General features: G+C 62.8%; 17 protein-coding genes. 12 read left to right on the top strand and 5 right to left on the bottom strand.

Annotated features, from left to right (window positions below; all coding sequences use genetic code 11):
- Positions 1-5: 5 nt before the first annotated feature.
- Positions 6-857, bottom strand: coding sequence for a hypothetical protein (locus VGN68_RS01040; RefSeq protein WP_327473012.1), 852 nt, complete (start codon positions 855-857; stop codon positions 6-8).
- A gap of 94 nt (positions 858-951) precedes the next feature.
- Here VGN68_RS01040 and VGN68_RS01035 point away from each other — a divergent pair, with 94 nt between their 5' ends.
- Positions 952-1,155: a helix-turn-helix transcriptional regulator gene (locus VGN68_RS01035; RefSeq protein ID WP_327473010.1), complete on the top strand. Its 204-nt coding sequence runs from the start codon at positions 952-954 to the stop codon at positions 1,153-1,155.
- 249 nt (positions 1,156-1,404) lie between these two features.
- Here VGN68_RS01035 and VGN68_RS01030 read toward each other — a convergent pair whose 3' ends face one another.
- The gene (locus tag VGN68_RS01030) at positions 1,405-2,163 is read right to left on the bottom strand and encodes a helix-turn-helix transcriptional regulator (RefSeq protein WP_327473008.1); all 759 of its coding nucleotides are present in this window, start codon (positions 2,161-2,163) and stop codon (positions 1,405-1,407) included.
- A 175-nt stretch (positions 2,164-2,338) separates the two neighbouring features.
- Between VGN68_RS01030 and VGN68_RS01025 the strand changes: the two genes are divergently transcribed.
- Genes VGN68_RS01025 through VGN68_RS01015 form a run of 3 tightly spaced genes read left to right on the top strand, consistent with a single transcriptional unit; the run spans position 2,339 to position 4,870 of the window.
- Positions 2,339-3,307 (top strand): alpha/beta hydrolase, encoded by a 969-nt coding sequence (locus VGN68_RS01025; protein WP_327473006.1) that lies wholly within the window; start codon positions 2,339-2,341, stop codon positions 3,305-3,307.
- Positions 3,291-3,869, top strand: a complete 579-nt coding sequence (locus VGN68_RS01020; RefSeq protein WP_327473004.1) for an FMN-binding negative transcriptional regulator — start codon at positions 3,291-3,293, stop codon at positions 3,867-3,869. The genes VGN68_RS01025 and VGN68_RS01020 overlap by 17 nt, the downstream gene beginning before the upstream one ends.
- A complete protein-coding gene (locus tag VGN68_RS01015; RefSeq protein WP_327473002.1) occupies positions 3,866-4,870 on the top strand; it encodes a histone deacetylase family protein in 1,005 nt (334 codons plus the stop codon). Before VGN68_RS01020 ends, VGN68_RS01015 begins: the two co-directional genes overlap by 4 nt.
- 129 nt (positions 4,871-4,999) lie before the next feature.
- Here the strand turns inward: VGN68_RS01015 and VGN68_RS01010 are convergent, their stop codons facing one another.
- Positions 5,000-7,198: a TonB-dependent receptor gene (locus VGN68_RS01010; protein ID WP_327473000.1), complete on the bottom strand. Its 2,199-nt coding sequence runs from the start codon at positions 7,196-7,198 to the stop codon at positions 5,000-5,002.
- A 236-nt stretch (positions 7,199-7,434) separates the two neighbouring features.
- Between VGN68_RS01010 and VGN68_RS01005 the strand changes: the two genes are divergently transcribed.
- From VGN68_RS01005 to VGN68_RS00980, 6 genes are all read left to right on the top strand, one after another.
- Entirely contained in the window at positions 7,435-9,603 is a 2,169-nt protein-coding gene (locus VGN68_RS01005) for a S9 family peptidase (RefSeq protein WP_327472998.1), read from the top strand.
- Positions 9,604-9,891: 288 nt separating this feature from the next.
- Positions 9,892-12,078 (top strand): TonB-dependent siderophore receptor, encoded by a 2,187-nt coding sequence (locus tag VGN68_RS01000; protein WP_327472996.1) that lies wholly within the window; start codon positions 9,892-9,894, stop codon positions 12,076-12,078.
- A 110-nt stretch (positions 12,079-12,188) separates the two neighbouring features.
- Positions 12,189-13,355, top strand: a complete 1,167-nt coding sequence (locus tag VGN68_RS00995) for a PepSY-associated TM helix domain-containing protein (RefSeq protein ID WP_327472993.1) — start codon at positions 12,189-12,191, stop codon at positions 13,353-13,355.
- Positions 13,352-13,531 carry a hypothetical protein gene (locus tag VGN68_RS00990; RefSeq protein WP_327472991.1) on the top strand — a complete coding sequence of 60 codons (180 nt, stop codon included), beginning with the start codon at positions 13,352-13,354 and terminating at the stop codon, positions 13,529-13,531. Before VGN68_RS00995 ends, VGN68_RS00990 begins: the two co-directional genes overlap by 4 nt.
- A 34-nt stretch (positions 13,532-13,565) precedes the next feature.
- A complete protein-coding gene (locus VGN68_RS00985) occupies positions 13,566-15,740 on the top strand; it encodes a TonB-dependent receptor (protein ID WP_327472989.1) in 2,175 nt (724 codons plus the stop codon).
- 148 nt (positions 15,741-15,888) lie between these two features.
- Positions 15,889-16,284: a hypothetical protein gene (locus VGN68_RS00980; RefSeq protein WP_327472987.1), complete on the top strand. Its 396-nt coding sequence runs from the start codon at positions 15,889-15,891 to the stop codon at positions 16,282-16,284.
- A 277-nt stretch (positions 16,285-16,561) separates the two neighbouring features.
- Here VGN68_RS00980 and VGN68_RS00975 read toward each other — a convergent pair whose 3' ends face one another.
- Together VGN68_RS00975 and VGN68_RS00970 are read right to left on the bottom strand one after the other, a co-directional pair.
- Entirely contained in the window at positions 16,562-16,801 is a 240-nt protein-coding gene (locus VGN68_RS00975; RefSeq protein ID WP_327472985.1) for a hypothetical protein, read from the bottom strand.
- A 95-nt stretch (positions 16,802-16,896) separates the two neighbouring features.
- On the bottom strand, positions 16,897-17,691 hold the full coding sequence (locus VGN68_RS00970) for an N-formylglutamate amidohydrolase (RefSeq protein ID WP_327472983.1): 795 nt from the start codon (positions 17,689-17,691) through the stop codon (positions 16,897-16,899).
- 14 nt (positions 17,692-17,705) lie between these two features.
- On the opposite strand from VGN68_RS00970, the gene VGN68_RS00965 reads away from it, so the two are divergent.
- Entirely contained in the window at positions 17,706-18,662 is a 957-nt protein-coding gene (locus VGN68_RS00965) for a transglutaminase family protein (RefSeq protein ID WP_327472982.1), read from the top strand.
- A complete protein-coding gene (locus VGN68_RS00960) occupies positions 18,656-19,480 on the top strand; it encodes a transglutaminase family protein (protein WP_327472981.1) in 825 nt (274 codons plus the stop codon). The genes VGN68_RS00965 and VGN68_RS00960 overlap by 7 nt, the downstream gene beginning before the upstream one ends.
- Positions 19,481-19,569: the final 89 nt, after the last annotated feature.

The following is a 19,569-nucleotide window of genomic DNA, read 5'->3' as shown; positions in this document are numbered from 1 at the left end:
CGCGCTTACCGAACCGCGAAGGCAGCAATCGCCGTGCCATCACTTTGCCGGACGTAGGCGCACTGTACATCGGCTATCAAGGCCGTGACATTGTCCACCCGCTCGCGCGGGCGCTGAAAATCAGGCGCGACACCATCAACACCGGTTGCTTTGAAAGGCGGCGTCGGCACCGCCAGAAAGGCAATGGTCCCGCGCTCGATGACGTCGCGAGCCAGATCGGGCGCTATCACTATTTCGGCGAGCGGCGTGAAGGCATTCTTGCCAGCGAACTGGGACTCGCCGCGTTTGCCGTGGCGCTCCCAAACCGCATGGACGCGCCTCGTCGTGCGGTTGACCATGGCCTTTGCTCCGAAACCGTTCGTGGCTTCATAACTGTCCTTGCTCTCTTCTGTCGCTTCGAGACTGAATGCCACGGCGCTGGCAAATGCATCCTGACCATGCGGTGCCATCCCGAAAATCATCGTAAAGTTGATCGCACCGGCGCCGAAGGCGGTCGCGTAGATCTTGAGGATCCGGCGTTCAGCGTCGTAAGATAGACCCTCGCCGACGCGGGTGGGCTTGCGAGCCAGCAGCAGCGCGGCGGAGCTGGTCCCCGAAGCAGCGGCCAGCCGCCGCTCATAGTCTGCCGTGCTTTCATACGGGGTTTTCTTTTCCATCGCGGGGAGCGTGCCCACAAGGTCGGCAAAATCCGCCGGCGCGCCCGCTGCTGCGAGTTTCTGTACGCAGCCTGGATCAAGATCGTTGGCCTGCGACCCCGCGGCTGGCCCAGCGGCAAAAGCAGCGGCCAAGGATACGGCAATCGCTAGGTGGCACCTGTTCCTCATCACATTCCCTCTCATGTCGACGATCAGTAACATGGGAGGCAATTGGCTTGGCGTGACCCGACCAGTCAAGTCGATTGTCACTCATTGTCTGTAGATATATCGGTCACATCAGTCTGCTTATGCGGCCGTGGAAATCCGGCTTCGCCTCGCTCATAACGTTCGTCAGCTCCGCCAGGAAAAGGGCTGGAGCCAGGAGGATTATGCCGATCGAGCGGATATTCATCGCACCTACGTGAGTGATATCGAGAGGGGGAGGCGCAATCCCACCATAACCATCGTCGAGAAGCTCGCGGTGCCATTTGGTGTCAGCGCATCTCGGCTGCTGGATTGATTAGCGAGGGCATTGCCTAATGTCCGCTACGCGCCTGATGTCGGTCGTTCCCATGTTAATTTGGCCATGCCTGAAAGCAGCCGTTCGGTCGGAGCATACTGCAACCGCTTCGCACCTCCGACGGCCCATTCAAGCGAAGACGCAACGGCACATGAAAGTCGCACTGCTGGAGGTTCCGGCCGAACGGATCGTGTGTAACGACAATTGGACGCCTAGGTTAGTGCCATAGCTCGAATACCCCACCGAGGGTTATGGTTTCAAATACTGGCTGGGTGGAACGCCGAAGGCGCGACGAAACATCGCCGCAAAGCCGCTGGGGCTGTCGTAACCGACCTCATAGGTCACCTGGGTGATCGACGCCCCGGCGGCGAGCAGCGACAGCGCTTCCATCAACCGCACTTGCTGGCGCCACACCGCGAGCCCCATGCCCGTTTCCTGCTTGAAGCTGCGTGTGAAGGTGCGTCGCCCCATCGCGGCCACATTGGCCCAGTCGTCGATATCGCGCGGGTCCGACGGGTCGCCAAGGATGGCGTTGCAGACGCGCAGCAAGCGCGGGTCGGACGGCATCGACACTTGGTAGGGCGCGTTCGGCATGCGTTCGATCTCGTCGAGCAATAGCCCGATGATCCGGCCTTCGCGGCCCGCAATGTCGTAAAGCGGCGGGAAATCGACGACTTCGAGGATCAGCGATTTCAAAAGGTTCGATACTTCAAAGACGCGGCATATCCGTGCCTCCTCACCCGGGGCGCTCGGCAGGTACAGCGTGCGCAGCGACACGGGGCCGCGGCAGGCCACCTCGTGCCGCATCCCTGCGGGCAGCCACACGGCGCGTTGCGGCGGGATGACGAAGCTGGTCTCGGGCGTGCGCACCGACATTACCCCAGCCGAGGCGTAGAGAATCTGGACATGATCATGGCTGTGCATCGGGTCGACGAAGCCAGCAGGATATTCATCCTGCAGCGCGATGACCGGGCGATCGAACGAAAGAACGTCGACGCTGTGCTTCATGGCCCATTCTCCACAAATATCAGCTGACCCCACTCTATAGGCCGCGCCGGGTGCTGGCCAGCGGCAATCGGGCTAATGGCCTGCGTCATGTGGTGTTTGGCCCGAACGGTCGATAGGAAGATGGGGGCAAAAGCTATCAGGGTCGAAAGAAGCGCTCCGGGGAAGGAATATCAGGATGTCGAACGGCTTGAATGCCATACAGGATGACCTGGTCGACCCCGATATCAGGCGGTTCGTCGATGCAATCAACGCTGCCTATGTCGCCCATGCCGCCCCTGCCGGATCGGACATGACAACGCGCCGTGCGGTCGCCGAGCGCGTCCGCAAACCGTGGCGCGAGGACGGCCCGATCATGGCCGAAAGCGTCGATATGGATATGAACGGCATCCGCCTGCGGCTGCATCGCCCAGTGGCGGACGCGGTGCTGCCGGTGATGCTGTATATCCACGGCGGCGGCTGGACCTTGTTCAGCATCGACACCCACGACCGGTTGATGCGCGAATATTCGGCGCGCGCGGGTATCGCGGTGGTCGGCATCGATTACAGCCTGTCGCCCGAGCATAAATTTCCGGTGGCGCTGAACGAATGTTCGGCGGCGCTCGACTGGATCGCGGCGAACGCGGCGCGGCTGGGCCTCGATGCCGAGCGGGTGTTGATCGGCGGCGATTCGGCAGGTGCCAACCTGTCGGTCGCAACCTGTTTGCTGCGCCGCGACGCGGGCCGATCGCTGCCCGCCGCGATGATCCTCAATTATGGCGCGTTTGCGCCCGAACATACGCCAAGCTATGCGCGTTTCGGACAGGGCGACTATTCGCTCGAGGCCGATGAGATGGATGTGTTTTGGGATAATTATGTTGCCGAACCCGCGCAGCTGAATAACCCGCTGGTCGCGCCGCTCCGCGCCGACCTGGCGGGCCTGCCGCCTGCTTTTCTCGCAATCGCCGAATGCGACATATTGGCCGACAGCAATCATGCCTTCGCCGCGCGGCTGACCGACGCGCGGGTCGCGACCGAAAGCCAGGTCTATGCGGGCGCGACGCACAGCTTTCTCGAAGCGATGTCGATTGCGCCGCTGGCGGCCCACGCGCTCGACGATCAGGCGGCGTGGATCGGCAGGACAATCGGGCATGTCGCGCCCGTTTGATCCGCTGGATCCCGCCGACAGCGCGCGGCTGATCGCCGACTATCCGCTGGGCTGGCTCGTCTCGCGCCAGTTCAACGCCAGCCCGCTGCCGCTACTCGCCGAGACGGGCGAAGACGGCAGCGTCGCCGCGCTATTTGGTCACTGCGCGCTCGGCAACCCGCTCGTCGCCGATTTTCGCGCCGACCCGCACGGCCTGATCCTGTTCAACGGTCCCGCGGCCTATGTCTCACCGTCGCTTGTCTCCAAGCCAGACTGGGCGCCGACATGGAATTATGCGGTGCTGCGCTACCAGGTCGAGGTCGAGTTTGTCGGCGACGAAACGCACGAAGCGATCGAACGGCTCGTCGCGGCGATGGAGGGCAGCAAATGGTCGACCGATCGCCTCGGTCCGCGCTATGCCCCGATGCTGAAACACATCATCGCCTTTCGCGCCCATGTCCGCAGCGCCGATCCCGTCTTCAAGCTCGGCCAAGATGAAAGCGCGCATGGCTTTGCCGAAATCGTCGCGCGCCATCCCGATCCGGCGCTTACGGCGTGGATGGAAGGACAGGCACAAAGGTGAAGCTGTTTTACGACGACCGGCAGGCAAGGCACGCCCCCGAACGCGAGCTGCACAATGGCGAGTTTGTCCCCTATGCCGAGAATATCGAACGGCCGCGGTCGATCGTTGCGGCAATGGCCGATTGGCAGCCGGTGCGCGATTTCGGCATGGCGCCGCTGCTTGCGGTGCATGACGCCGACTATCTCGCCTTCCTCGAACGCGCCTGGGACGGCTGGCAAGCGGCGGGGCGCAAGGGCGATGCGATCGGCTACAGCTTTCCTGTGGTGCGGCGGCGGCCGCTGAAATTCGCCCGGATCGACGCCGACATCGGCGCCTATAGCTTCGATGCCTCGACGCCGATTGCAGCGGGAACCTGGGAATCGGCCTATTGGTCGGCGCAATGCGCACTGACCGCGCTTGATCGGTTGAAAGTCGGAGATCGCCACGCCTTCGCGCTGTGTCGTCCGCCCGGCCACCATGCGTCGCACGATTATATGGGCGGATATTGCTACCTCAACAACGCCGCGATCGCGGCGCGTCAGGCGGAAGCCTTGGGGCTGGGGCCAGTCGCGATCCTCGATGTCGATTATCATCACGGCAACGGCACGCAGGACATCTTCTACGAAGACGACAGTGTCTTTTTTGCCTCAATTCACGCGGACCCGTTGACCGACTATCCCTTTTACTGGGGCCATGCCGATGAGCGCGGCGAGGGGGCGGGTGAAGGAACGACGCTCAACCTACCGCTGCCGCGCGGTACCGATGGTGCGGCATATCGTCCGGCGCTCGACACCGCGCTGGGTGCGATTGTCGATTGGGGCGCGCGCTGCCTGATCGTCTCGTTCGGTGCCGATACGCACAGCAATGACCCGATTTCCAGCTTCAAACTGGAACGCCCCGACTATGTAGAAATGGCGGCATCGATCGCCGCGCTCGGCCTGCCGACGCTGGTGGTGATGGAGGGCGGTTATGCCGTCGGCGACCTGGGGCTGAATGTCGCGGCGTTTCTGTCGGGGTTCTGAGTATATCCTCCGTGTGGCGCAGCCATGGGGAGGGGTGGAGGGGCAGCGACGGTCGCGCCAAAGCCCCTCCGTCAGCCCTTCGGGCTGCCACCTCCCCATCGCTTCGCGACAGGGAGGAAGTCTTCAACCTCAATCCAGACTGAACCGCAGGCTTGCGCCGATCGTGCGCGGGCGGGTGACCGATCCCGCGAACGAGAAGGGCGCGTTGAGGATGCCATATTGGTTGAACAAATTCTTCGCAAACAATCCCAGTTCGATCCGGTCCGCCACGGTGAAGGCGGCATTGATATCGACAATATGGAAGTCGCCCTTTTCAAGCGCCGCGCCAAACGCCACCGGCGCTGCCGAAAGATAGCGGTGCGCGATGCCGACGCGTGGCTTCATCGAGGAATCGGGGAAATTGAGGTCGATGCTGTTGGCGAGGATCCAGTCCGACGCCCCCGGCAATTGCGTCCCCTTGGCATAGCCGCCACCCGGCGCGAAACTGTCGGGAAGCAGCTGCGACAAGCGCGCGTCGTTGTACGAGATATTCGATGCGAAGGTCAGGTTGCGCGTCGGGCGCAGGGTCAGGCTGATTTCCACCCCATCCACATTGGCGCCGCCGCCGTTGACGGTATAGGCGTTGAAATCGACGGGGGTGAACAGCCGCGCCTGCACATTGTCCCAATCGATATGATAGGCGGTGACATCGACGGTCAGCGTCTTGTCGATCAGGTCGAAGCGCGTCCCGATTTCGAAATTCTTCGTCGTATCGCTTTCAAAGCTGAGCGGCAGGCCCGGCGTCGCCGCGGAATAGACGTTGATGCCGCCGATACGGAAACCTTCGGAATAGAGGCCATAGACCATGACATCGTCACTGGGTTTCCAGGTCAGCGACACCTTGGGAATGAAATCCGCATCCTTGCTTGCCGCAGGCGCATAATCAAAGGGCGCGATCAGGTTCGCATTGGGCAGATATTGCAGTCGCGGGCGCGAGCGATATTCGAACAGGCGGCCGCCGAGTGTCAGCGTCAGCGTATCGACGATGTCGAAAGACGCCTCGCCGAAGACCGCCTTTTCGGTGACGCGGTTGCTGCTGACGGTGCGCGTGGCAAGATCGCCTGGCGCCAGCGTGTCGCCCGACTGGCCGCCGAACATCCCGGGATTGGCATCGATATAATCGCCAATGCCCTCGATGAAGGTGCCGTCGGTGTTGCTTGAGCGCAGCCGCGTATAGTTGGCGCCAAGCAGCCAGCGGAACCGGCCGCCATCGGGCGAGGCGAGACGCAGTTCGGCATAGTCGGTCTTCGATTTGCCCCTGCTGCTCGCGAGCTCGGGGGTGTTGGTGCGCGGGTCGTTGCCGCCGAAGATCGAATTGTCGAAAGCGAGATTGGCGTTCTTTTCGGTATAGCTGCCGACCGCGGTGAGGGTCGCAAAGCCCAGATCCTGCTCGATCCGCAAGCTGTGGAGCATGAAATCGGTGTCCTGAAACTCGGCAACATTGGTTGCGCGGTCAAAGGTTTTGGGCGGGCCGAACAATACATAGGTCTGATCGTCGAGATCATATTCCTGATACATGCTGAGCGCCGAGATGCGCGTGCTGTCGGTCGGGGTGAAGACGATCGAGCCGCGCAGGCCGCGGACGCGCAGGTCGTTGCTGCCGTTTTCGCCGAGCAAGGTGTTGTCGAGATAACCGGCATCGACGCGCTGCAGCGCGACGAGGCGCACGGCCAGCTTGTCGGTCACGATCGGCAGGTTGACCATCGCCTTGGCGGCATAGCTGACCTCACCGGCGCCCTTGGTCGAAGCCAGCTGGCCTTCGGCGCCGACATCGAACCCGCCGGGGTCAGCCTCGTTGACGACATAGTTGATCGCGCCGCCCAGCGACGACGATCCGAACAAGGTGCCCTGCGGCCCACGCAGCACTTCGACGCGGCTGACGTCGAAGCTGTCGACGTCGGGGATGACGAGCGGGAAGCCGGGCTCGATCAGCGGGATTTCGTTGAGATAATAGCCGGTCGTTGCCTGGTTCGCTTCGTGATAGGTGGTCGATGCGATGCCGCGGATGACGACTTCGGACACGCCGGGTTGATAGTCGTTAAACACGACGCCGGGGACGCGGGTGATATAATCGGAGAGGCTCTGCGCGTTGAGTTTCTGCAACGTCGCTTCGCTGACCGCTGCGACCGAACCCGAAACGTCGCGAACCGACTGTTCGCGCTTGGCGGCGGTGACGACGATTTCGCTGTCATCGGTCGCCGCGTTCTGCGCCACCGCGCCCGCGCCTTGGGTGAGGGCCAGCACCGAAATGCTGCAGATTACGACGCGCTTTATGGCTGCTATGGACATGCTTGCCTCCCTGATTGCGATTGCGATGCAATTCCGAGGGTCAAACTATCAGGTTCAAAGCGCGTGTCGGCGAGGGTCGGGCCAGAATCGCACCGTATCGGGCCATCCATCAGCAGCGCCTTGGCGCGGCGCGGTCGGCGATTTGCCCGATCGCTGGATTGGCGGGCCTGATCGGCGCAGTACGCCATTTGGCGCGGCATAGAGTGGCGGCCTATGGATCGAACGGGAGGATCGCGATGAACGGGCTGGGCAACAAGGCGCGGCGGCAGTTTCTGGGTGGGGCCGCCGTTGCGGCGCTGCTGCTCGCCGGTCGACCGCAGTGGGCGTCAGCGCAGGGCAATCCGCGCTGGCCCGCGGCGCCCCGCCCGCAATCGCCGCGGATCTCGCATGTCATCGAACAGCTCGGTCGCAAGCGTGACGATGTCTATTCGTGGATGAAATTCATCCCCGCCGACGGTGAACGCCATCGCGGCAACCTGCCGCGACCGGTTGCCAAAATGCTCGCCGAAGAAAATGCTTATGCCGAAGCGGTGCTGAAGCCGGTGCGCGCCGCGCAGGACGGGCTGGTCGAGGCGATGCTCGCGCGGTCGGCAGGTTCGGTACAAGCTCCCGCGCTGGAGCGTGACGGCTGGGCCTATTCCTCCGCGATGCCCGCAGGGTCCGTGCATCCGATATACAGCCGCAGGAAGGGCGGCAGCGCAGCCGAAACGCTGGTCGACGAAAGCGCCCGCGCCGCAGGCCAGCCCTATTTCCGCAGCACCGGCCATCAGCCGAGCCCCGACCACCGCTATTTCGCCTGGGCGGAGGATGTCATCGGCAACGACCGCCACCGCATCGTCATCCGCGACAATGACAGCGGCGACGTGCGCACGCTCGTCGACAAGGATGCCTATGGCTACGGCGGGCTCGTTTTTGCCCCCTCGTCGCAGTGGCTTTTCTGGATCTGGCGCGACGCGCGTAACCGGCCGACGCGGCTCTATCGGACGTCGATCGACGGCAAGACCACCGCGCTCGTTTATGAGGAAAAAGACCCCGCAATTTTCATGGGGGTTAAGCGCACCGCCGCCGACGGCTTTATCGCGCTGACGCTGTCCGGCCCCGAAACCGCCGAAGTGCGGCTCATCCCCGCCGCCGATGAAACGGGCGACCCGCGGGTAGTGTGGCCGCGCCAGAGCGGCGTGCGTTACGAAATCGACGAGTGGGACGGCGCGCTGGTGGCGACGACCGATGCCGATGATGCGTTCGATATGCAGCTGCTGCGCCTCGACCCCGCCGATTTTCGCACCCTCGCCACGCTCGTGCCGCACCGCGCCGGAACGCCGATCTTGCAGATCCAGCCCTTCAAGGCCGCACTGGTCCGGCTGGAGCGCGCCGACGGTTTGCACCGGCTGGTCATCCAGCATGCCGACGGCAGCGAACAGAGCATCGCGTTCGATGACCCCGCCTATGCGATCGAGCTGCCCGGCGAGCAGGCCTATGCCGCCCCGTCGGTGATGATTGTCCACGAATCACCCAAATCGCCGCGGCGCTGGATCGCGGTCGATCTGACCAACGGCAAGCAGACCGTTGTCCAGCAACAGCAGGTCGCGAATTTCGATCCCGACGATTATGAGGTCGAGCGGCTGATGGCCCCCGCCGCTGACGGCGAAATGGTGCCGATCACGCTGTTGTCGCGCCGCGGCATGGCGAAGGACGGCAAAGCGCCGCTGCTGCAATATGGCTATGGCGCCTATGGCGTGAACAGTGACCCGCTATTCTCGATCCCCGCGCTCGCGCTGGTCGATCAGGGCTGGCGCTACGCGATTGCGCATGTCCGCGGCGGGTCGGAAAAGGGACGGCGCTGGTTCCTCGGCGGGCGCAAGTTCACCAAGCGCAACAGCTTCACCGATTTCATCGCCTGCGCCGAACATTTGTGTGAGCAGGGCTATTCGGCAAAGGGCAAGGTCGTCGCTTATGGCTTGTCGGCGGGCGGGCTGCTCGTCGGCGCCAGCATGAATATTGCCCCGATCCTTTGGGGCGGCGTCATCGCGAAAGTGCCGTTCGTCGACATGCTCAACACGATGAGCGATGCGAGCCACCCGCTCGTGCCGCTGTTCCGTCCCGACTGGGGCGACCCGCTCGCCGAAGGCAGGGCGTATGACTATATCGCGTCGATCTCGCCCTATGAGAATGTCCGCGCAGCGGCTTATCCGCCGCTGCTGTGTACCGCTGGGCTCAAGGACGATCGCGTCGCCTATTGGGAACCCGCGAAACTGGTTGCCGAGGTGCGGCACCGCTCGACCAGCGGCAATCCCGCGATGCTGCTGACCGACATGGACAGCGGGCATCAGGGCAGCGCCGACCTGAAAAGCGAATATCGCGAATATGCGCTGTTCTGGGCCTTTGCGATGCGCTGCGTCGGTTGAGCTTCCCCCGCCAGACCCCTGTCTGAGCACCTCCCGTGTAACGATGCGCAGCCAGTGAGGTAGCGATAATGCGTCGCAATTCGGCCCATTGGATGCAATCTGCGGCCCAAAGGCGCGCGAGTGCGCGTCGCTGACATGCTAAATCACTTGCAACATGGGTCGTCGCAAACGGCGTTTGTCGACAGCTAAAACGGAATGGAGTTCCCCCATCCATCTCCGCACGGGCGATCATCGCCGCTGAACGACGACTCTGACGTGTTTTGGTCGTTTAACCATTGGGGGATTATCATGCTGCCTCGTTTTCGCCGTGCCGTTTCGGGTATTGCGCTGTCTGCCGCTGTGCTTGCCTGCGCTGCCGTGCAGCCGGCTTTGGCGCAGACGAGCGAGCCGGTTGGCGAAGCTGACGACAGCATCATCGTCACCGCGCAGCGCGCCAACCAGACGCAGGTTGCGCGCGGCGGCAACGTCGGCGTGCTCGGCAATAAAGCCGCCGAAGATGTGCCGTTTGTCGTCAAAAGCTTCAACAGCGCGCTGATCCTGAACCAGCAGCCACAAAGCCTGGGGCAGGTGCTCGAAAATGATCCGTCGATCCGGACGTCAAACGCCTTTGGCACCGCAGCCGAGGTCTTTGTGATGCGCGGCTTCGTCCTGTTCTCCGACGATGTCGGCTTCAACGGCCTGTACGGTCTGACCCCGCGCCAACTGGTCGCGCCCGAGCTTTACGAGACGGTGCAAGTGCTGAACGGCGCCAACGCCTTCCTGAACGGCGCCGCGCCCGGCGGGTCGGGGGTCGGCGGCAGTGTCAATGTCATCCCGAAGCGGGCGGGCGACCGCGACCTCAACCGCGTCACGCTGAACTACACCGGCGACGAACATTTCGGCGGCAGTTTCGACGTCGCCCGTCGCAGCGCCGACGGCGCGCTGGGCGTGCGCGTCAATGGCGCAGCGCGGCGCGGCGAGCTCAGCGTCGATGGCGAATCTCGCAGCGCCTATGTGCTCGGCACCAGCCTCGACTGGCAGGGCGAGCGGGCGCGGCTGTTCCTCGACCTGGCGTTCCAGCGCATGCATGTGCGCGGGCTGCGCCACAAGGTCGGGGTCTCGACGGTGATCCCGCGCGTTCCCGGCGCCAAGACCAACTATGCCCAGCAATGGCAATATGGCACCCAGCGCGACCTGTTCGGGACGATCCGCGGCGAATTCGACCTGGCCGACAATGTCATGCTCTACGCCAGTTTCGGCGCGCGCGACGGATCGGAAAAGAGCGTCGCGATCAACGCTGTCGATGTGACCAACGCCGTCACCGGCGCTGCGACCGGTTCCAATGCCCAGTTTACGCCGCGCACCGACAACAATGAAGCGGGCGACGTGGGCTTGCGGGGCAAGTTCGAATTTGCCGGGATGAGTCATGAGATCAACGTCGGCGGATCAAAGGTCTGGCAGGTCAGCCGCAATGCGTATCAGCGCTATTTTCCGTTCGCGACCAACATCTATAATCCCGTGCCGGTGCCGCAGCCGGGACCGAACACCGTGGTCGGCGGCGATCTGAACGATCCGTTCCCGGTGCTGCGCAATCGCTTCACCAGCTTCTTTGTCTCGGACACCATCGGCCTGTTGGACGACCGCATTCTGTTCACGGCGGGGCTGCGCCGCCAGACGATCAAGGTCACGCGCTATTCCTACTTCGTCGAGGGACAGGTCACCGCAGCCTATGACAAGTCGGCGACCACCCCGGTGTTCGGCTTGGTCGTCAAGCCCGTCACCGGCCTCTCGCTCTATGCCAACCGCATCGAAGGGTTGTTGCAGGGTCCGGCGGCGCCCAATCTGGGCAACGTCATCAACGCCAATGAAATTTTCCCGCCGGCAAAGTCGGTGCAATATGAGCTGGGCGCGAAGCTGGGTCTCGGGCGTTTCAACGCCTCGCTCGCGCTCTACCAGATCGAACAGCCGAGCGCGTTCGTGCGCCCGATCACCCCGACCCCGACGAGCGGGCCGACCGATATCTTCGCGCTCGATGGCGAACAGCGCAATCGCGGCTTCGAGCTCGCGATCGACGGCGAACCGGTCAAGGGATTGCGGATCATCGCGGGCCTGTCGGTCAACGACGCCGTGCTTGCCAACACCGCGGGCGGGATCAACGAGGGCAACAAGGCGCCGGGCGTGCCCGATTATACGATCAACGCGAATGTCGAATGGGATCTGCCCTTCGCACCTGCGCTGACGCTGACCGGCCGTGTGGTTCACACCGGGCGCCAGATGGTGAACGCGACCAACACGCTCGAACTGCCGACCTGGACCCGCTTCGATCTCGGCGCGCGCTATGTGCTGCAAGTCGGCGACAATCCGGTCACCTTGCGCGCCAATGTCGATAATGTCACCAACAAGCGCTATTGGGCCTCGGGCTTCAACAGCTTTGGTACCGCGCTGCTGCAGGGGCTGCCGCGGACGTTCAAGCTGTCGGCGACGATTGACTTCTAAAGCGGACAGCGTGCTGATTTTTGCCTGACGTGTATCGTTTGCCAATGCGATGCGATCGCCCTATGGGCGTCGATGATAATACTTCGCATTAACATTCGAGTCATTCCGGCATGCAGCGATCGACGATCAAGACCTGGTTCCTGATCCACAAATGGACGAGCATCGTCTGCACGGCCTTTCTATTGATGCTGTGCGTTACCGGCTTGCCGCTGATCTTTCACCACGAGATCGACGAACTGACCGAGGATGCGCCGCAGTTTGGCATGCCCGGTGTCGGCTCGTCGGGCGAAGCGCCGGGGCTGAGGCCGCTCGACGAAATGCTCGCCAAGGCGCTTGCTGCGCGTCCGGGCGAAGTGCCGGTGTTTATGGCGTTCGACAACGACCAGCCGTCGATGACGATCACCACGGCGCCGCGGCCGGACTCGCCCGCCGAGGATATGACGATCCAGCTCTTCGATCGCTCGACCGGCGCCAAGACCGGCGCGGTTGACGAGAGCGGGGTGATGCACTTCATCCTACAGCTCCATACCGATATGTTTCTCGGCCTGCCGGGCATGTTGTTCCTTGGGCTGATGGGGTTGTTCTTCGTGATCGCGATCGTCTCGGGGGTCGTCCTCTACGCGCCCTTCATGCGCAAGCTCGACTTCGGTACGCTGCGCACGACGCGCAGCCGCCGCGTCAAATGGCTCGATTATCACAATCTGCTTGGGATCGTGGCGCTCGCGTGGATGACGGTCGTCGGGGCGACGGGGGTGATCAACGCGCTCGCGGCCCCGATCTTCCAATATTGGCAGCGGACCGAGCTTGCCGACATGACGAAGACTTATGCGGGGAAGGGCGCGGTGCCGCCCGCGCGCTACGGTTCGATCGACAAGGCGATGGCCGCCGCCCGGGCCGAAATCCCCGGCAACAATCCGCAGTTCATCGCCTTTCCCGGCGGCGCGTTCAGCAGCCAGCATCATTATGCGGTGTTTTTTCAGGGCGACACGCCGCTGACCGAACGGCTGCTCACCTCGGCATTGATCGATGCCGAAACCGGGGAATTCACCGACGCGCGGCCGATGCCCTGGTATGTGAAAGCGCTGGCGCTGTCGCAGCCCTTGCATTTCGGCGATTACGGCGGGCTGCCGCTCAAAATCCTGTGGGCGATCCTGACGCTGTTCACGACCATCGTCCTCGGCTCGGGGCTTTATCTCTGGCTCGGCAAGCGCCGCGCTGGAACCGATGCGCTGGTGCGCGAGGTCGAAAGCGGCGGCCGGATCGTACCTGCCGAATGAGCAAGCGCCGCGGCCTTCGTGCGATTTTCGCCGTCCCGCTGCTGCTCGCGCTCGCCAGCATTGCTGGACTCGTTATCGCACTGACCGGCGACGGACTGCGCGATGCTGCGTCATGGGCCGCGCTTGCGATTCCCGTTCTCGCTGTCGGCTGGGCGATGCGCGCCCGCCGCAGCTGATATATTCAACCAATCGATTCCAAAGGACCCGTTCGTGACCCAGCTTTCCATCCGCAGCCTGCTCGGGCTGACCAGCGCCGCAACGATTTTGGCCGTCGCCGCCCCGGCAATGGCGCAGGATAGCAACGGCAGCGACATCGTTGTCACCGCCCAGCGGATGAACCAGACCGAGGTGACCCGCGGCGGCAGCGGTGGCGTGTTCGGCGACAAACCCGCCGCTGATCTGCCGTTAACGATCAAAAGTTATAGCGAGGCACTGATCCTGAACCAGCAGCCGCAGACGCTTGGCCAGCTGCTGGAAAACGATCCCTCGGTGCGCACCGGTTTTGCGTTTGGCAATTCGGCCGAATTGTTCGTGATCCGCGGTTTCGCGCTTGCGGGCGACGATGTCGGGCTCGACGGGCTTTACGGCATCGCCCCGCGCCAGCTGATTGCTCCCGAACTGTACGATTCGGTGCAGGTGATCAACGGGTCGAGCGCCTTTATCAACGGTGCGGCGCCGGGTGGTTCGGGCCTTGGCGGCAGCGTCAACCTGATCCCCAAGCGGGCGCGCGCCGACCTCACGCGCGCGACGGTCAACTACACCTCCGACGAACATATCGGCGGCAGCTTCGACGTGGCGCGGCGCTTCGGCGGTGGCGACGAATGGGGCGTCCGCGTCAACGGCGTCGCGCGTAGCGGCGATGTGTCGATCGATGGCGAGTTCCGCAGCGCGTATACCTTGGGCGGCGCGCTCGATTACACCCATGGCCCGCTGCGCCTGTCGCTCGACCTCGCTTATCAGCGCGTCAAGGTACGCGGCCTTCGGCACAAGGTCGCACTCGGTTTTGGCGTCAACGCCATTCCCGCGGTGCCCGACGCTGACGCCAACTATGCCCAGCCCTGGACCTACACCGAAATGCGCGACGTCTTTGGGATCGTGAAGGCCGAATATGACGTCGCCGACAATGCGATGATCTACGCCAGCTTTGGTGCGCGCGACGGCATGGAGGACGGCATCTATGGTGGCATCACCGTCAACAACCCTGTCACCGGCGCGGCGACCGGCAACGCGCTGTATGTTCCGCGCACCGACAATAATGAAGCGGCGCAGGCGGGGCTGCGTGTCAAGCTCGGCACCGCGGTCACGCACGAGATCAATTTCGGCGGTTCGATGAACTGGCAGGTGAACCGCAACGCCTATGATTTTCTCTATGGCCCCGGTTTTGCGGGCTATGCGACCAACCTTTACAACGCCGTCGAAGTGCCGATTCCGGCTTCGGCGCTGGTCGGCGGCGACCTCGACGACCCGTTTCCGGTCAGCCGCACCCGCCTGCTCAGTGCTTTTGCATCGGATACGATTGGCCTCTGGAACGACCGCATTCTCCTCACCGTTGGCCTGCGCGTTCAGTCGATCCGCCAGAAAAGCTACAGCCATTTCGGCGGCGCGCTAACCGATACGTACGATGAGGATGCGGTCACCCCGGTCTTCGGCCTCGTCGTCAAGCCCGCCGATGGCCTCGCTTTCTATGCCAACCGCATGGAAGGTTTCGAAAAGCCGGACGCTGCTCCAACAACCGTCGGCGCCTTTCCGGTCACCAATGCGGGCGACGTGTTTGCGCCGGTCAAGACCAAACAATATGAACTCGGCGCCAAATACAGCTTCGGCCGTTTTAACGCCTCGCTTGCCGCCTTCCAGATCGACCGCCCACGTCCCGGTGCGATCGCTGACCCTGCGAATCCGGGGCAGGTCGTCTATGGCCTCAACGGCGAACAGCGGAACAAGGGGGTCGAACTCAGCTTGGACGGCGAACTCGCGCCGGGGCTGCGCCTGATCGCAGGGGGCTCGATCATCGATGCCAAGCTGCGCCGCACGCTCGACGGGATCAACGACGGCAATGATGCGCCAGGCGTCCCCGAATATTTGCTCAACGCCAATATCGAATGGGACCTGCCCTTCGTGCCCGCCCTGACTTTGACCGGCCGCATCGTTCACACCGGCGAGCAGGCGGCGAACCAGTCGAATACGCTCTCGCTGCCGTCATGGACACGGTTTGATCTTGGCGCGCGCTATGTCGCGGTGGTCGGCGACAAGCCGCTCACGCTGCGTTTCGGCGTCGATAACGTCGCCAACAAGCGGTATTGGGCATCGGCCTTCGAAATCTTCAGCCCCGACCTGCTGCAAGGCGCCCCACGGACGTACAAGGCGTCCGCCTCAATCGAGTTTTAGGGCCCCGGATTCCGCCCGTGGCGATCGAGAACCTCGCGCGGCACAATGTCCGGTAAGGATTAGTTCTGCTTTATAAGGGACGGTCCGAAATCGGCCACTATCGGATGGTCACCGTATCTGACATTGTGCTCGTCGAGGAGAACTGCCTTTGAAGCTGATGATCGCAATAGCAATATTCGCTTCGGCGGTGCAGGCTGAAGCCGCGCCCGATCTTGACGCGGTCGTAGCCGCACCCGCTAACCATCGGATCGTTCTTGAAAATGACGAGGTTCGCGTGCTGCAGGTTGAAGTGGCGCCGGGCGAGACCGAGGCGGTGCATGAGCATCGTTGGCCCAGCGTGCTGCACATCCAATCGGCTCAGCCCGCCATCGATATCAGCTACGCATGGCGTGACGGCAAAATGGTCGAGACTGGCCGCAGGAAGCTACCTGCGGGCGCTCCACCGGCTGCGATCTGGGTTCCACGACAAGAGGCCCATGCCGTACAAAATCTTGGCACTGCTCCTTTTCGTTTGCTTCGTGTCGAACTGAAAAAGCCCAATTAGTCGGCTAACCACCAATTGCAGCGAGACGAACTGTTCGAGCTAGCGTCGAGCGGATCGTAAAAAAAGACACCCGCCCGATCGAAATCGGGCGGGTGTCAGATGAAGATCTCTGTTTTCCTGAAAGGAAGAGCTCTCCTGGGTCGCCCGGCGCGGATAGCGTCGTGGCCTGACCGATAATTGTACAGCAGCGCCAAAAGAACACCGGAGCGCGGGCCGACATAGCTTTGGTTTGAAAAGTTGGTGGTGGGGTGTCGATCGACGAGACCAATCAATCGCATCAAGCAGCCAGACTGCTGGTCTCTGGGAGGACCATTTCGAGTTCGGGTGCGGGCTCGCGGCTGGAAAAGCAGAACTTCTGCTGCAAGTAAGAGCGGACATCGTGGTGCCAAGGTCCTACCGCAGCAACCGCGACGAGGATTTCAACCTGTAGCGCTCCAAGGATGTCCGACCACGCTCGCATGTCCTCGAGGCTGCTGCGGTTGATGAAGCCACCGTTCGGAAGAATCTGCGCCTTCATCCTGGATCATCCTGTCGTCGCCGAGAATTACGCGTCGCACTGCGCCGCAGGTGTCTCAACGCCGGAGGAATCGAGAGCGTTCCCCGTGGATGTCGCTAGAATGTTGGGCTTGTGGTTGCGGTGTGATCGAGCACCGTCTCGCACGCGGAGCGGAGCGTCCGGCTCCACGATGCCACGCCGGCCGCGTCCGCGAGAAGATCCTGCCGGATCTCAATCTCGGCATAGGGAAGGCGGGCCGCGTAGGCGTGGCGCGGCACGCTGTAGTCGGTGGCATCCATTCGATAGGGCTCGTTGTCGCCCACGACGAGATCACGGTGCGCGCCGAGCGCTGTGAGCAGCGCCTTGGCGAAGCGCGTGTCGCCGCCGTCGTGGAGGATGCCCGCATGCCAAGGGCGCGACGTGCCACCGAGCATCGGGGTGAAGCTGTGGACGGCCAGTAATATCGTCGGCCGCGCTTCGTCTGCGCGCCGGGCCAGTTCGGCCGCGATCCGCTCATGATAGGGCGCATGGATTGCCGCGACCCGGGCAGCAAGTTGGCCGGGCATGAGCCCGGCATTGCCTGGAATTACGCTGCCGTCCGCGACGGCCGGCACGGCGTCGGGATGCGCGGGGTCGCGGTTGCAGTCGATGACGAGCCGCGAATAGCGTTGAAAGATGAAAGGTGCGTCGAAGGCTTCGGCAAGCGCCCTCCCGAGATCATGCACGCCGATGTCCCAAGCGATGTGCCGGGCGCGGTCGGCCGCTGTCAGGCCCAACGCCCCCAGTCGGTGCGGGATCGCATTTCCGGCGTGATCGCCGATGATAAGGAACGGAGACTGCCCGCCAGCGTTGAAGACCTGAGCCGCCGCAGGGTCGGCCGTCCCGAGGAGGGGGTCGTCAGAAAGCGTCATCACGAAAGCCTTCCATGCCCCTCCTAACGATCCGACATACCACCAAATATGCCTATCGGCAGCCCGTCGCTTTTGGCGAGCACCGGATCATGATGCGGCCGCGCGAAAGCTTCGATCAGCGTCTGGTGAAAGCCGAGCTTCATATATGTCCACATCCCTGCGAACTGCGATGGTTGCATGACGTGCTCGGCAATTCGGTTGCAGTCGCGCTGTTCGATACGCGCGCGAAGGCGCTACAGGTAGTGAGCGAGATGACCCTCGATCATGCCCCGCTCGAGCGCGAGCAGATCGATATTGAGGACTATGCGCGCCGCTTTCCCTTCACCTACGCGTCGGAGGACATGCCCGATCTGCTGCGATCGATCGAACGCCAATATCTCGATGTCGGACGTGTGATCGACCAATGGGCGAATAATTTCCTCCGCAAAGATGGGCCAACTGATACGCTCGCGCTGCTCACCGACATAGCGACGACGATCAAGCGCAGCTTCACTTATGTGCCCCGGCACGAGAAAGGCACCCAGTCGCCGATCGAGACGCTGACCTTGCGCCAGGGGACCTGCCGCGATTTCGCGGTGCTGATGATCGAAGCTGTCCGTGCGCTGGGTCTCGCCGCGCGGTTTGTGTCGGGATATGTCTATAACCCGAGCCGCAGCGAAGGGCGCGTCGGGGGCGGCAATACCCACGCATGGGTGCGCGTTTTCTTGCCGGGATCTGGGTGGATTGAATTCGATCCGACCAACGGCATCGTCGGCAGTCGCGGCCTCGTTCGTGTCGCCATCGCGCGCGACCCGTATCAGGCCGCCCCCCTGTCGGGCAGCTGGAGCGGTTTTCCGGCCAGCTACATCGGTATGGATGTCACCGTCGATGTACAGCTCGGAAGCGAACGCGACAGCGATGCATCTCCCGACACAGGTGGAGCCACCAACAGCCGCGTTGTCGGCAAACGAAGGAATAGCGAAACGTGCTGATCAGGGCTGGATATGAAATACGCTTCGAGACTGCGAGCCCTACGCCAATGATGGCTATGCTCAGCATCCATCCGTCGCGGCAAAAGGACCTCCAGACGCCGCAGCAGATTGAGACGGCACCCGTCATTCCGATCTACAATTATGAGGACAGCTTCGGCAATATCTGCACCCGGCTCACCGTCCCAGCGGGGGGCGTTACCCTGGCAGCCGATTTCGTCGTAGAGGATAGCGGTCTCGAAGATGCCCGCGCTCCCGACGCGCCGCCAACGCCGGTCGAGGAACTGCCCGACGACATCCTCATCTATCTTCTCGGCAGTCGCTATTGCGAGACCGACCGCTTGATGGGCGTTGCTTGGGCCGAATTCGCCCAAATCGCGTCGGCGCGTGACCGCGTCGAGGCGATCGTGGCGTTCGTCCACAATCATATCAAGTTCGGCTATGAACATGCGCGCTCGGACAAGACCGCCTGGAACGCATATCAAGAAAAGCAGGGCGTATGCCGTGACTTCGCCCATCTCGCGATCACACTCTGTCGCTGCATGAACATTCCGGCGCGCTATTGCACCGGTTATCTCGGCGATATCGGGATTCCGCCGGTCGATGCGCCGATGGACTTTTCTGCGTGGTTCGACGTCTATATCGACGGCGACTGGTACACCTATGATGCGCGCCACAATCGCCCGCGTATCGGCCGCATCCTGATGGCGCGCGGCCGCGACGCGACAGATACCGCGCTCACCACTGCTTTCGGACCCGCACAGGTCACGTCCTTCCTGGTTCACACCGACGAAGTCGCATCAATCGAAGCCGCACCATAGCAGTATCGCGGTTTAGCCGGGTATCTTGCCACAGGCTTAGCCCGCAATCGGCAGCCAGCCGTTGCACCGGATCCGCGTACCGCTCCAGC

Origin of the sequence: Sphingopyxis sp. (assembly GCF_035998965.1) — a bacterium.
In the GTDB taxonomy this organism is placed as follows: Bacteria; Pseudomonadota; Alphaproteobacteria; order Sphingomonadales; family Sphingomonadaceae; genus Sphingopyxis.
Note: the sequence above shows the minus strand (reverse complement) of the source record. Positions and strands in the feature narration are given on the sequence as shown.

Excerpts from the sequence above, each read along its gene's own strand:
- VGN68_RS01040 (WP_327473012.1), bottom strand. The coding sequence starts at position 857 with ATGTTACTGATCGTCGACATGAGAGGGAATGTGATGAGGAACAGGTGC.
- VGN68_RS01030 (WP_327473008.1), bottom strand. The coding sequence starts at position 2,163 with ATGAAGCACAGCGTCGACGTTCTTTCGTTCGATCGCCCGGTCATCGCG.
- VGN68_RS01025 (WP_327473006.1), top strand. The coding sequence starts at position 2,339 with ATGTCGAACGGCTTGAATGCCATACAGGATGACCTGGTCGACCCCGAT.
- VGN68_RS01020 (WP_327473004.1), top strand. The coding sequence starts at position 3,291 with ATGTCGCGCCCGTTTGATCCGCTGGATCCCGCCGACAGCGCGCGGCTG.
- VGN68_RS01010 (WP_327473000.1), bottom strand. The coding sequence starts at position 7,198 with ATGTCCATAGCAGCCATAAAGCGCGTCGTAATCTGCAGCATTTCGGTG.
- VGN68_RS01005 (WP_327472998.1), top strand. The coding sequence starts at position 7,435 with ATGAACGGGCTGGGCAACAAGGCGCGGCGGCAGTTTCTGGGTGGGGCC.
- VGN68_RS01000 (WP_327472996.1), top strand. The coding sequence starts at position 9,892 with ATGCTGCCTCGTTTTCGCCGTGCCGTTTCGGGTATTGCGCTGTCTGCC.
- VGN68_RS00995 (WP_327472993.1), top strand. The coding sequence starts at position 12,189 with ATGCAGCGATCGACGATCAAGACCTGGTTCCTGATCCACAAATGGACG.
- VGN68_RS00990 (WP_327472991.1), top strand. The coding sequence starts at position 13,352 with ATGAGCAAGCGCCGCGGCCTTCGTGCGATTTTCGCCGTCCCGCTGCTG.
- VGN68_RS00975 (WP_327472985.1), bottom strand. The coding sequence starts at position 16,801 with ATGAAGGCGCAGATTCTTCCGAACGGTGGCTTCATCAACCGCAGCAGC.
- VGN68_RS00970 (WP_327472983.1), bottom strand. The coding sequence starts at position 17,691 with ATGACGCTTTCTGACGACCCCCTCCTCGGGACGGCCGACCCTGCGGCG.
- VGN68_RS00965 (WP_327472982.1), top strand. The coding sequence starts at position 17,706 with ATGCCCCTCCTAACGATCCGACATACCACCAAATATGCCTATCGGCAG.